This is a genomic window from Bacillus sp. K2I17, assembly GCF_002209985.1.
Lineage (GTDB): Bacteria > Bacillota > Bacilli > Bacillales > Bacillaceae_G > Bacillus_A > Bacillus_A wiedmannii.
The window spans coordinates 58,710-71,290 of sequence record NZ_NJGF01000020.1 but is presented as its reverse complement, the minus strand read 5'-3'; the positions used below and the strand labels follow the sequence as shown (position 1 = coordinate 71,290).

Annotated in this window: 13 protein-coding genes; 2 read left to right on the top strand and 11 right to left on the bottom strand. The window is 35.0% G+C overall.

Annotation, left to right across the window (positions count from 1 at the left end):
* Positions 1-44: 44 nt before the first annotated feature.
* From CER22_RS20810 to CER22_RS20800, 3 genes are read right to left on the bottom strand one after another with little or no spacing between them, the layout of a single operon-like run.
* Positions 45-155 carry a DUF3948 family protein gene (locus CER22_RS20810; protein ID WP_001083700.1) on the bottom strand — a complete coding sequence of 37 codons (111 nt, stop codon included), beginning with the start codon at positions 153-155 and terminating at the stop codon, positions 45-47.
* Between the two features lie 42 nt (positions 156-197).
* Positions 198-305 (bottom strand): DUF3948 family protein, encoded by a 108-nt coding sequence (locus tag CER22_RS20805; RefSeq protein ID WP_000664237.1) that lies wholly within the window; start codon positions 303-305, stop codon positions 198-200.
* Between the two features lie 41 nt (positions 306-346).
* Positions 347-454 carry a DUF3948 family protein gene (locus tag CER22_RS20800; RefSeq protein WP_000664237.1) on the bottom strand — a complete coding sequence of 36 codons (108 nt, stop codon included), beginning with the start codon at positions 452-454 and terminating at the stop codon, positions 347-349.
* Between the two features lie 451 nt (positions 455-905).
* Between CER22_RS20800 and CER22_RS20795 the strand changes: the two genes are divergently transcribed.
* Positions 906-1,778: a Cof-type HAD-IIB family hydrolase gene (locus CER22_RS20795; RefSeq protein ID WP_088121132.1), complete on the top strand. Its 873-nt coding sequence runs from the start codon at positions 906-908 to the stop codon at positions 1,776-1,778.
* A 37-nt stretch (positions 1,779-1,815) separates the two neighbouring features.
* On the opposite strand, the gene CER22_RS20790 is transcribed toward CER22_RS20795, so the two are convergent.
* The 6 genes from CER22_RS20790 to CER22_RS20765 form a co-directional block, all read right to left on the bottom strand.
* Positions 1,816-2,781: an ABC transporter ATP-binding protein gene (locus CER22_RS20790; protein WP_001294493.1), complete on the bottom strand. Its 966-nt coding sequence runs from the start codon at positions 2,779-2,781 to the stop codon at positions 1,816-1,818.
* The gene (locus CER22_RS20785; protein ID WP_000030797.1) at positions 2,778-3,758 is read right to left on the bottom strand and encodes an ABC transporter ATP-binding protein; all 981 of its coding nucleotides are present in this window, start codon (positions 3,756-3,758) and stop codon (positions 2,778-2,780) included. Before CER22_RS20785 ends, CER22_RS20790 begins: the two co-directional genes overlap by 4 nt.
* A gap of 10 nt (positions 3,759-3,768) precedes the next feature.
* The gene (opp4C, locus tag CER22_RS20780; protein WP_000447957.1) at positions 3,769-4,692 is read right to left on the bottom strand and encodes an oligopeptide ABC transporter permease; all 924 of its coding nucleotides are present in this window, start codon (positions 4,690-4,692) and stop codon (positions 3,769-3,771) included.
* 12 nt (positions 4,693-4,704) lie between these two features.
* Positions 4,705-5,661 (bottom strand): ABC transporter permease, encoded by a 957-nt coding sequence (locus tag CER22_RS20775; RefSeq protein ID WP_000860732.1) that lies wholly within the window; start codon positions 5,659-5,661, stop codon positions 4,705-4,707.
* A gap of 108 nt (positions 5,662-5,769) precedes the next feature.
* Positions 5,770-7,497, bottom strand: a complete 1,728-nt coding sequence (locus CER22_RS20770) for an ABC transporter substrate-binding protein (RefSeq protein WP_141542687.1) — start codon at positions 7,495-7,497, stop codon at positions 5,770-5,772.
* A gap of 232 nt (positions 7,498-7,729) precedes the next feature.
* Positions 7,730-9,430, bottom strand: a complete 1,701-nt coding sequence (locus CER22_RS20765) for an ABC transporter substrate-binding protein (RefSeq protein WP_088609486.1) — start codon at positions 9,428-9,430, stop codon at positions 7,730-7,732.
* Positions 9,431-9,667: 237 nt separating this feature from the next.
* Between CER22_RS20765 and CER22_RS20760 the strand changes: the two genes are divergently transcribed.
* Entirely contained in the window at positions 9,668-9,865 is a 198-nt protein-coding gene (locus CER22_RS20760; protein ID WP_141542688.1) for a hypothetical protein, read from the top strand.
* A 242-nt stretch (positions 9,866-10,107) separates the two neighbouring features.
* On the opposite strand, the gene abc-f is transcribed toward CER22_RS20760, so the two are convergent.
* Together abc-f and CER22_RS33140 are read right to left on the bottom strand one after the other, a co-directional pair.
* A complete protein-coding gene (gene abc-f / locus CER22_RS20755; protein WP_088609484.1) occupies positions 10,108-11,988 on the bottom strand; it encodes a ribosomal protection-like ABC-F family protein in 1,881 nt (626 codons plus the stop codon).
* Between the two features lie 124 nt (positions 11,989-12,112).
* Complete coding sequence (locus CER22_RS33140; protein WP_046956655.1) at positions 12,113-12,247, bottom strand: RAxF-45 family protein; 135 nt, start codon at positions 12,245-12,247, stop codon at positions 12,113-12,115.
* Positions 12,248-12,581: the final 334 nt, after the last annotated feature.

The following is a 12,581-nucleotide window of genomic DNA, read 5'->3' as shown; positions in this document are numbered from 1 at the left end:
ATGCTAGAGTCTTTATTTTTTTTGAATGATTGTATTTATATGTCTCATACTAATACATTTGCAAGGAATAAAATAAATGATGTTAATACTACCGCTCCACCTAATGATCCTAATAAATCTGTTTTTGTTACTTGTAACACTTGTTCACTGTTCATATTCCTCATTCTCCTTTCATTTTGTATGATTTAAAACTTCTATTATACTAATACACTTGATAGAAATACGATTAATGCCGTTAATACTACTGCTCCACTTGCTGATCCTACGAAGTCACCTTTTGTTACTTGTAATACTTGCTCTTTCATTTTGCATTCTCCTCTCTTTTTCTTTTATTACAAAACTTCTATTATACTAATACGCTTGATAGAAATACGATTAATGCTGTTAATACTACTGCTCCACTTGCTGATCCTACGAAGTCACCTTTTGTTACTTGTAATACTTGCTCTTTCATTTTATGTATCCTCCTTTTTAATAAGTTATCTATATGTAATTTCTAAGAAATGTTTATTTCATAGTTTTTATGTTAGCGTTACATTAAAGTTGTTAACGTAACGTTTGTAACATTAATGTAACATAACTATTGTTACGTTGCAATATAATTACGTAAATTTTATTACACTTTTTTTACGTTTTTTTATAAACACCCTTAAAAACCCTGTTTTAATGCACTTTCTACTAAGTTGACGTTTGTAATGTTATTGTAATATTACAGTCATATAACGAAACACCCTCATACCCACCTCTATTTTTGTTGCAAATTAAAGTGCATATTCAAAGTAATAAGATGGCGCCTATCAACTTTTTACTGACGGTTCACGCAAGATAAAATACGATCTTTCCAAGATAAGTTTATATGTTTCCTCTATATAACTATGTATAATAAAAGCAAAGAGGTGGTCATTTTGAAATTAATCGCATTAGATATGGATGGTACGCTACTATCATCTAATCTTGAAATCTCCAAGGAGAACTTACGAGCTATCCAAACTGCAAAAGAGGCTGGTCATATAGTCATGATTTGTTCTGGTCGTGCAAAAGAGGATGCTTTAAAATTATTGGAAGAATATAAACTATCTCTTCCAGTTGGAGCGAGCAATGGGGCAATTGTTTATGTGGATGGAAAAGTAATTAACTCGCGTTGTTTACAAAACGATAAAGTATACAAGCTTGCAAAATTACTAGAATCTGAAGGTTTTCCTTATAAGCTATATACGAATAAAGGAGTTTATTCTCCATATACATGGCAAGATCAAGTCATGCAAGCGTTCGAAGAAAACAAGCATGCACTAGATGTTACACTTGAAGAACTTGAAAGAATTACAGAAAAACAAAAGAAATCAAACTTAATTACTGATTTCCAAAAAATCGAAGATGTTGTAAATAATCCAGAATTAGAAATATCTAAATTCTTCATTTTGACATTTAATGCAGCGCATCGTGCACAGCTATTAAGCATGTTACAAGAAGACACTGATATTTCAGTTACGGCATCAGCTCCTACTAATGTAGAAATTATGGATAAGCACGGTCATAAAGGGAACGGTCTACAAGAAATGGCTGCTTATTTCAATATACCAATTGAAGATACTATTGCGATCGGGGACAACTTTAATGATGTGCCAATGTTACAAGTAGCTGGCTTATCAGTTGCAATGGGAAATGCTGAAGAAGATGTAAAAAAACTATGTGATGTCGTAACATTAACAAATAATGAGCATGGTGTTGCTCACGCAATCGAGAAATTTGTATTGAAACAAACTTCATCTAGTAAATAAAAAAAGGACTCTTTCAATTTGAAAGGGTCCTTTTCTTTTATACATGATGACAAGCAACAAAATGCTCTTCACCAACATTACGGAATTCTGGTACCGTTTGTTTACAAATATCTGTTGCAAACGGGCAACGTGTATGAAAGCGACAACCCGAAGGTGGATTTGCTGGACTTGGAATATCACCCTCTAGTATAATCCGCTCTCGCTTCACTGTTGGATCTGGTATTGGCACAGCTGATAACAATGCTTTTGTATACGGATGCAGTGGGTTCGTAAATAACTCATCACGCGGCGCTGTTTCCACAATCGTTCCTAAATACATAATTCCAATTTTCGTACATAAGTGCTCTACTACGCTTAAATCATGTGAAATGAACAAATAAGATAGTCCCTTTTTCTCCTGTAACTCACTAAATAAATTAATGATCTGTGCTTGAATAGATACATCTAGTGCTGCCACAGGTTCGTCAGCTACTATAAATTCCGGATTTAATACCATAGCTCTTGCGATAACGATACGCTGACGTTGTCCACCAGAAAACTCATGAGGATACCGGTCAATATGATATGGGGCTAAGCCACATAACTCTAATACTTCTGTCACTTTTTCACGAACATTTTCTTTCGTCGCTAGTCCGTGAGCCAACATCGGCTCGCCAAGTGCTTCTCCAATTCTCATTCTCGGATTTAATGAGCTAAATGGATCTTGAAACACAAGCTGCATATTAGGACGATGTTTTCTCAATTCCTCTTTTGATAGAGAATGAACATCGTGTCCTTTAAACTTCACTTCTCCCTCCGTTTTTTGAACAAGACGTAAAATTGTTTTTCCTATCGTCGTTTTTCCGCTTCCTGATTCACCAACGAGACCGAACACTTCGCCTTTATTAATAGTAAAACTTACTCCATCAACTGCTTTCACATGTCCAATCGTTCTACTAAATATGCCGCCTTTAATTGGGAAATATGTTTTTAAGTTTTTTACTTCTAATAATGGTTCACTCATTGTCCCGCACGCTCCTCGTATAACCAGCAAGCTACTTTATGATTCTCATCATGTACATTCAGATTTGGCGCTTCTTCTTTACATATTTCCATACAATGCTCACAACGACCGCTAAAGTAGCAAAATTCATCCAAACCAACTAAATTAGGAACCTGCCCTGGAATAGAATATAATTTATCTATTCGTTTTCCCATCACTGGTTTTGATTTCAACAACCCTTTCGTATACGGGTGTTTCGGATTTTGGAATATTTCTAGTACTGGTGCCTCTTCAATAACTTTCCCGCCATACATAACGACAACGTAATCAGCCATCTCAGCTACAACACCTAAATCATGTGTAATTAATAAAATGGATGTTTTAAATTCTTCTTTTACTTGTCTTAATAAGTCTAATATTTGAGCTTGAATCGTAACATCAAGAGCCGTTGTCGGTTCATCCGCAATTAATAACTTCGGATTACAACTAAGTGCAACAGCAATCATAATACGTTGTAACATGCCACCACTCAGTTCGTGCGGATAAGAATGGACGATTTCATCCGCACGAGCTATACCAACTTTACGAATTAACTCAATTGCCTTCTTATACGCTTCATTTTTGCTAAGTAATTCATGCTCTCTTAACGTCTCTACAATTTGTTCACCTACAGTGAAGACAGGATTTAGCGATGTCATCGGTTCTTGGAAAATCATCGCAATATCATTTCCTCGTAAACTACGAAGCTCTTTCTCTTTCATTCCTAAAAGACTTTTTCCTTCATATAAGATATCTCCACCTACTACACTGCCTGATTCAGCAATAAGTCCCATAATAGATAAAGCTGTTACACTTTTCCCGCAACCCGATTCGCCTACAACACAAACCGTTTCACCTTCTCGAACTGTAAAACTAACATGATTCACAGCCTTTACTGTTCCTTCTTCTGTCTGAAAGTGTGTTTGTAAGTCTTTCAGCTCTACTACCGCTTTACTCATACCTTCTCACCTACCGTCTCATCTTTGGATCTAACGCATCACGAAGTGCATCACCAAGTAAGTTAATTGATACAACTGTTATAAAGATTGCAAAACCAGGCGGAATCCATAACCACGGACGCTTTTGGAAATCAATTAATGAGTTAGCTGCGCTAATCATATTCCCCCATGATGGTGTAGGTGGGACGACGCCGAGACCTAAGTAGCTTAGTGCGGATTCACTCAAAATTGAACCTGCAACGCCCAAAGTTGCTACAACAATAAGCAACGGAAAGACGTTAGGAATTAAATGATGAATAATTTTCCGAGAATCCTTTAATCCTAATACATCTGCTGCTTGCATAAAGGCTTGCTCCCGCAATGTTAAAATTTGTCCTCTCACAAGCCGGGCAAGTCCTGGCCATCCTACTAAACTTAAAATAATCATTACAACATATAAACGGTATTCCGATGGTAATTTCCATTCTGATAAAATTGCTCCCATTATAATAAGTAGCGGTAATCCCGGAATGGACATTAACACATCCGCAACACGCATAATTAAATGATCTACAACCCCTCGATAAAAACCAGCAATTGCTCCTAATAAAGCTCCTAGTATAACGGATAATAGCATCGACGCTAAACCAATTGTTAATGAAATACGCCCTGCTTGCATAAGTCTAGTTAAAATATCCCGTCCCAATTGGTCTGTTCCAAGCCAATGTGACAGGCTGGGTGGTTTATTAATTTGTGTTACTTGTACTTTCCCATCAGCATACGGCGAAAAGATTGGACCGATAAAACTAAATAAAAACATAAATATTAAAACGTATAAGCCACACAGTGCCATCTTATTTTTCTTAATTTTTTTATAAGCTTGACGCCATGGTGATGATTCATTTCTCTTTTTTCGTTCTTTCTTTTTCTCTATTATTGGTGTAATAGTCTCCATATCTTTCCCCCCTTACTTCAATCGAATTCTTGGATCAACAAACGCATATACAATATCAGCTAAGAAATTAGCCATAATTGTTAAACAAGAAAGAAACATTGTAAAGGCCATTAATACCGTATAATCACGGAAGTTTAATGCTTCTAATTGAATACTCCCAATCCCTGGCCAATTAAAAATCTGTTCAATAATAATCGCTCCTGAAAATAAACCAGGTAATTCAAAAGCAAGTAATGTAATTGCTGGCAAAATTGCATTTTTCAATGCATGTTTATAAATAACGGTTCTTTCTTTTAAACCTTTTGCACGAGCAGTACGAATATAATCTTGCCTAACAACATCCAACATGCTAGTTCTAAAATATCGTGTTAATGATCCTACACCAAGAAGCGTTAAAATAAATACAGGTAGAATCATATGACGTAATACTTCTAATATGTATGCTATTCCTGTTGAGTTACTTCCAATATCAATCATGCCACCAATAGGTAATAACTTTAAATCAACTGCTAATAATTTAATTAAAAATAATCCGATAAAGAATGATGGAAATGACATTGCTGCAAAGACACCGATTGTTACCAATCTATCAAACCAAGAGTGCTGCTTTGTTGCAGAAATAACCCCAATAATAAGAGCAATAATCCAAGTGAAAAATAAAGCTGCAACAGCAACGATAAATGTATTCCAAATAAATTTATTAAGTAATGAAGTTACAGGTTCTTGATACTGTAGAGAAAATCCAAAATCACCATGCAAAGCATTCACTAACCATTGAAAATATCTTTCAATAATTGGTTTGTTTAAGCCATACAATTCCCTTAACTCTTGAGCTCTCTCTGGTGTTAACTTAGGATTTGAATCAATATAATCCCCCGGCAAAAGTGCAAATAAGAAAAAAATAATAATAGATGTACCAAACAATGTAGGGATCATTTGAAGGAACCTACGAACGATATATGTTTTCACCTTTTGTCTCCCCAATCCTATTTACTTAAAAATAGAAGAACATTTTTTCAAAACAGCTACTATCCCATCGCTGTATGAAAAAACGCCTTCTATTATTTAGGTCAACCCTTATTGTTCAATAGATAACACTGGTAAGTTGGAACTAATGCTATCGTACTTTTCTGGATCAATTCCTTTTATACGTGCATTATGAGCATAAAGTAGTTTACGATAGTTTAATAAAATAACTGGTGGATCATCACTTAACTCTTTATACAGTTCTTTATAAATTGCTTTACGTTTTTCAATATCTGTCGTCCCTATACCTTTTACAATCAAGTCATCTACTTTCGGGTTGTTATAACCCGTATCACTTTTTGGATTAGTTGATAAGTAATCACTTACAACTTCACTTGGATCACTAATTCCTGGTGTTGAAACTGCCGCTAAATCGTAGTCACCTTTTCCTACTTTTGAAAGCATCGTATTAAAGTCCATCAACTCTGGATTTAATTCAACACCGATTTCTTTGTAACTTTCTTTTGCAATTGGAATAAAGATATCATTTGTTTTACCTGTATTTGATGCGTAGTATGTTAATTTTAGTTTTTGACCATCTTTTTCACGAACCCCGTCAGAACCTACTTTCCAACCAGCCTCATCCAATAATTTTTTAGCCTTTTCTACGTCGTGTGGATATTTATTAATACCTTCTTCTGTATATGCCCATGAAACTGGCGCAATTGGTACGTTAGCAACAGATCCATATCCTTGTAAAGCTGTATCCACATACTTCTTACGGTCTAATCCATAAGTAAGTGCTTGACGTACCTTCTTATCTTTCAAATACGATTTCTTATTATTTACATAGATATAAGCAATATCACTTGATGACTCAAGATTAATATTTGCAAACTCTAATCCTTTTAATTGGTCTATATTCTCAGGATTTGCTCTAAATCCACTATAGTCCAGTTCACCTGTTTGGAATAATTGGAATCCAGTATCACCTGATGTGATTTTGTAAATAAAGTTTTTGATTTTTGGTTTACCTGCATAATAATTTTCATTAGCAACAAAGCGTACTTCTTGACCTGGAACATATTTTTCAAATTTATATGGACCCGCTGCAATTGGTTGCCCATATAATGCTTTTAAATAGTCTAAACTTGTATTTTGTTTATAATCTTTTCCATAATAAGCTTTTGATAGCACTGGGCCACCTAAATTAGTTAGCGCCTGTGAATTAACTTTTTCAGTTGTAATTTTAATTGTCTGTGGATCAACAACTTGAATTCCTTCAATAGAAGTTGCTTTTCCTTCTTTATATTCTTTTCCACCTTTAACAGCATACTGAGCAATATCCATTCCACCTTCATACGCTTTATCATGAAGTAGTGTTAATGTAAATGCTACGTCCTCCGCCGTTAAAGGCGAACCATCACTAAATTTTAGATTTTTACGTAAATGGAATGTATATGTTAACTGGTCAGCAGAAATATCCCATTTTTCTGCAAGATCCGGAATAGGTTTACTTTGTTTGTCTGTTGCTACTAGTGACGCAAAAATAACAGACGTTACATTTCCATCCCAACCATTCTCTTGGAAATATGGAAGGAAAACTCCCCCTGGTTTAGAAATGGCTGTAATAAAAGTATCTTTTCGCTGATTTGCTTTCTCTGGACTTTTCTTTTTATCTGTAGCTGGAATTGATTCAATCTTAGCGTCTTTTAAATCCTGCTTTTTTACCGGTTCTGTAGAAGCCGTATCTTCCTGTCCCCCACAAGCAGATAACACAAGCGAACTACTCAATAATACTGAAAACACACCAGCCCATTTTTTTGTCTTTTTCTTCATTGTCCCCACCCTAACTTTTTTAATAATTAAACCTTATGAATTGCTTGCCTTATGTATGCCTCCCACAGCAATATTTTATAGTCAATCGGAAAAGTCGGTTTTAATCGTAAAAAATAGATGTTTTTGAGGGGTAACAATCCTATTCCGACCTTTCCGGTAGACTTTATGGTTATTAGCTTATATCGTCAGTTATATTTTGTCAATTCTTTCTAAATAAATATTTTGAAAATTTTTATTCTATCTTTAATTTAGGTAAACTTAATAAAATACCGTTATAGTTATCTTCTTGTAATCCTTGAATTCGTGCATTATGTGCAGACACCACTTTGCTATTATTCAAGAAGATTACAGGCGGGTCTTCGCTTAATTCTTGATATAACTTTTTATAAATTTCTTTTCGCTTTTCAATATCCAACGTTTCTAATGCTTGCTTAGCTAATTCATCTACTTTCGGATTATAATATCCATCATAATTTCGTTTACTTGTTGAAACAAACTCTTCAATCGTTCCGCTCGGATCATCAATCATTGGCGTAGATACCATCGCTAAATCATAATCACCTTTTATCACTTTTGAAATCATCGTATTAAAGTCCATATATTCTGGGTTAAACTCTACACCCAACTTTTTATAATCTTCTTTCATCACAGGAATCATTACATCATTTATTTTACTTGCTGATGAGGCAAAATAACTTACTTTCAATTTTTGTCCATCTTTTTCACGAATTCCATCCGAACCCGCTTTCCATCCAGCCTCATCCAGTAATTTCTTCGCCTTCTCTAAATTATACTCATATTTATTAATGCCCTCTTCTGTATACGCCCATGAAACTGGCGTAATCGGTACATTAACGAGTGACGCATATCCTTGGAAATACGTATCAATAACCTTTTGACGCTCTAATCCGTAAATAAATGCTTGGCGGACACGTTTATCTTTAAAATATGGCTTCTTATAATTCATTTTAATGTAGCCATAAGAGCTTCCTGTATACACATTAATATTAGCAAAACCTAAATCTTTTAATTGCTCAATGGTCTCCACGTTTGTCGTAAAACCATCATAATCTACTTCTCCTGCTTGAAATTGTTGTAACTTCGTATCACCCTTTGTAATTTTATAAATAAAGTGCTCAATCTTCGGTTTTCCTTCAAAATAATTTTCATTTGCTACAAATCGAACCTCTTGACCAGAAATATATTTATCCAATTTATAAGCTCCTGCTCCCACCGGCTTTCCATATAACTCTTTTAAGTACTCCAAGTGTCCTTGTTTATACTCTCTCCCATAATAAGCTTTAGATATAACTTCTCCACCGATTAATGATAATGTTTGAGCATTTACCTTTTCAGTCGTAATCGTAATTGTTTTCGGATCAATGATTTGAATTCCTTCAATAGAGGTTGCCTTTCCTTCTTTATAAGCTTGCCCACCTTTTATTGCTGTTTGGCTTATATCAGTCGCACCACTATAAGTTGGATCATGTAATAACGTTAATGTAAATGCTACATCATCTACAGTTAACGGTGAACCATCACTAAACTTTAAATCATCTTTCAAATGGAATGTATATGTAAGCTGATCCTCCGAAATCTCCCACTTTTTCGCTAATATTGGAATTGGCTTTCCTTTCTTATCCAGCCCAACAAGGGGCGCGAAGATAGCTTGCGTTATGTTACCATCCCATCCATTCTCCATAAAGTGCGGAAGGAATATCCCTCCCGGACTCGGCATTCCAACTACAAAAGTATCTTTTCTTTCATTTACTTTTGTAGGACTTTTTGCTTTGTCACTCGCCTTAATAAATTCATCTTTTACTTTTGGTACGTTCCCGGCTTCATTTGTACTTGCTTCCTCATGACCACATCCGGCTAGTAATACTGACACACTAAGAAATGTAGCAAGTGCTCCTTTAAAAACATTTTTCATTGCACTCTCACCTTTACCTTCCTAATTTTTAAAGATGTAGGAACATAGGCCTCCTTTCTGTAACTATCTTTATTTTTCCTATAAAAATAGTATGAATTAATTTCAAGATTATTCCTTTCCTTTAAACATGTCAATCACTCTCTTTTATTTCTTATTAAAAAATTAAAAATTCACTTCTATTCGTTCCATATGAAACATAGACTACTAATAACCAATTACCAAAAAGGGGGCGAAAATATGGACAACCTATTCCAATACGTCCTGCACTACGTATTATTAACAATTATGGTAGTCGGGGCGCTATTACTATTCCCATTCTTCCCAAAGTTCGTCCTCTTTTTAGCTTTTTTTATTATGCTCGGGATCGCTATTATCATTTCAACAAGGGAAGATACGACACAAAAAGAAAACAGAGTTCAGCGTGTAAAGCTGTAACTCTGTTTTTTTATTTTCAATCCTGATTCGCTGTTACACATACTTATGTCTCGGGAAATAAGTAACCAATCAAAAAAAACTAATATCATCTATGTTTTACAATCTATGCAAATTACGGAACAAAGATGTATCAAATTTACTGTTTCACGTGAAACACAATTTTTATTTTTCTCTTAAAGTAAAATATCAGTATAAAAAAGCGAATCCCTTCAGCTTTGCTGAAGGGATTCGCTTTCTACTTTTTACTCCACAATATTCTCTAACTCATTATATAACTCCGCTCGTAACAACTCTTTCTTCGTTTTTTCTTCATACAATTGTTCAAGCATTTCAACATCAACTACATGTTCCATCTTACACTCAAGCATATATATATCTTCTTCTACATGCATTAACTCCGTTTCAATATCCTCAACATTCCTAACTTCTTTCTTTTTTACAGGAGCTGTTTCCATACTTTTTCTTCCTTGGCGTTGCTGCTTTATTACTTGTTTCTCGAGCTTTTCTTCCCACTTTTGACGAGCCCATGCGTAGTTCCCTGCAAACTCAAATAATTTATGCTCATCAATCCAATACGTCTTTTCAAATAACTTATTTAAAAAATAACGATCATGTGAAACAGCTAAAATCGTCCCATTATATTGCTCAAGAGCTTCCTCTAAAACTTCCCTTGATTCAATGTCGAGATGGTTTGTCGGCTCATCTAAAATTAAAAAATTGATATCTTGATACATAAGTTGCGCAAGTCTTAATCTCATTTTTTCTCCACCGCTCAGTTGCGTTACTTTCTTAAACACCGCTGGACCATAAAATAAAAACTTAGCTAATATATGTCTCGCTTCTCCCTCTGTTACAGCTACATATTCTCTGAAAGCCTCTAATACATTACTCTTCATATTTCCGTACGCATGCTGTGATAAATAACCGATTTTCACACTACTACCAATTCGAATTTCTCCAGCGTCTGGTTTTATTTCTTCTAATAATAACTTTAGTAGCGTTGTCTTTCCTGTACCATTACGGCCAACGATCGCCGCACGCTCTTGAAAACGAACATGTAAATTCGCTTCGTTAAATAAAGGATGGCCAGCAAAACCTTTACTCACTTCTTTCATTAAAACAACGTCTTTCCCACTTCTCTCTTGCCCTTCAAACTGAAGTCCCATTTGTTTTCGTTCTAAAATAGGTTTCTTTAGTTTCTCTATACGTTCCAGTGCACGTTCCATACTTCTCGCTCTCTTATGCAATCCTTCATTCGGAGGATTCGCCTGATTTGCCCATTCACGTAGTCGCTTAATTGCTTCTTTCATTTTCTTTATTTTCTTTTGCTGTTCTTGATAAGCCTGAAACTCCTGAAGCAACCGTTCTTCCTTTTCGTCAACAAACTGAGAATAGTTCGTATGATACACGTGAATCTCTCCATCTTCTAAATCAAAAATCTTCGTTACAACTTCATCAAGGAAATAGCGATCATGTGAAATGACCATAACTGTTCCATTGTATTCTTTTAAAAATTGCTCTAGCCACTCTACGGCAAATAAGTCTAAATGATTGGTTGGTTCATCTAATAGAAGTAAATCTGGTTTCTGCAATAGCATGTATGCAAGACTTACCTTTGTTTGTTCCCCACCACTTAACTCCAAAAATGATCGTGGAAATAGTTCTGTCACCTGTAGACCATTTGCTACCTTCATCATATTCGCTTCTATTTCATAACCACCGAGAAACGCAAACTTTTCTTGGATTACTCCGTATCTCTCCATTAATTTTTGTAAAGCAGATGGTTCCCGTTCTTCCGCCATATTTTTTTCTAAAGCACGCATTTCTCTTTCCAATTCCTTTTCTGTTTTAAAAGCGGAACTCAATACATCATATACAGTCATACCCTCATCAAATTTCGGAATTTGTGCCACATGACCAATACGTGTACCTTTCTTCATATGAATGGCTCCTGCATCCAAACTTTCCATTCCAGTTAGAAGCTGAAAGATTGTTGTCTTCCCACTACCGTTACGACCAACTAATCCAACACGTTCACCATTCTTTATTTCAAGCGATATATTTTCAAATATGATGTTTCCACCAAAAGATTTCATTACATTATTCACACTACAAATTGTCATTTTCCGTACTCCTTTCAATATAAAAAACCATGGGAAAGAAACATTCCCCATGGTTTTCGACATAGAAAAAGGAAGCCAAATAGCTCCCTTTTCACACTTTTATTAAAAATGGGTGAAGAGATTTCTATCGTTCAATAGCTACTATGCAATTATTAAAAAAGGACAGACGTATCCCGTTAACAACTACATCATGAAAAATCGCACGACAAAAATAGATATAATCTAAAAATTTGGCACGTGCAGCTAAAGAACGTTTCATCTCATTCACCTCTTTCGTACGGAATTTAATACTTACTTCTTTATTATACTTTCCCATTTCATGTTTGAATAGTCATTTTTCTGAAAATAATGAAGATAGACTAAACATTTCAATAAGTGACATCAAATCTTACAAAACTGTTATGTTCACGTAATGGAAAGCGATAGTACGAAAAGATGCCTCCCTATACAATAAAGATGTACACAAGAGAGCCAAACAAAAGGAGGAAACGATCATGATGAAAGAAATCGTAAAAGCAATCTTTGAGGTATTAGTGAACGGACAAGCAGTTGTAAAAGAACTAAATGAACTATAAAAAGGAGTGAAGGAATAT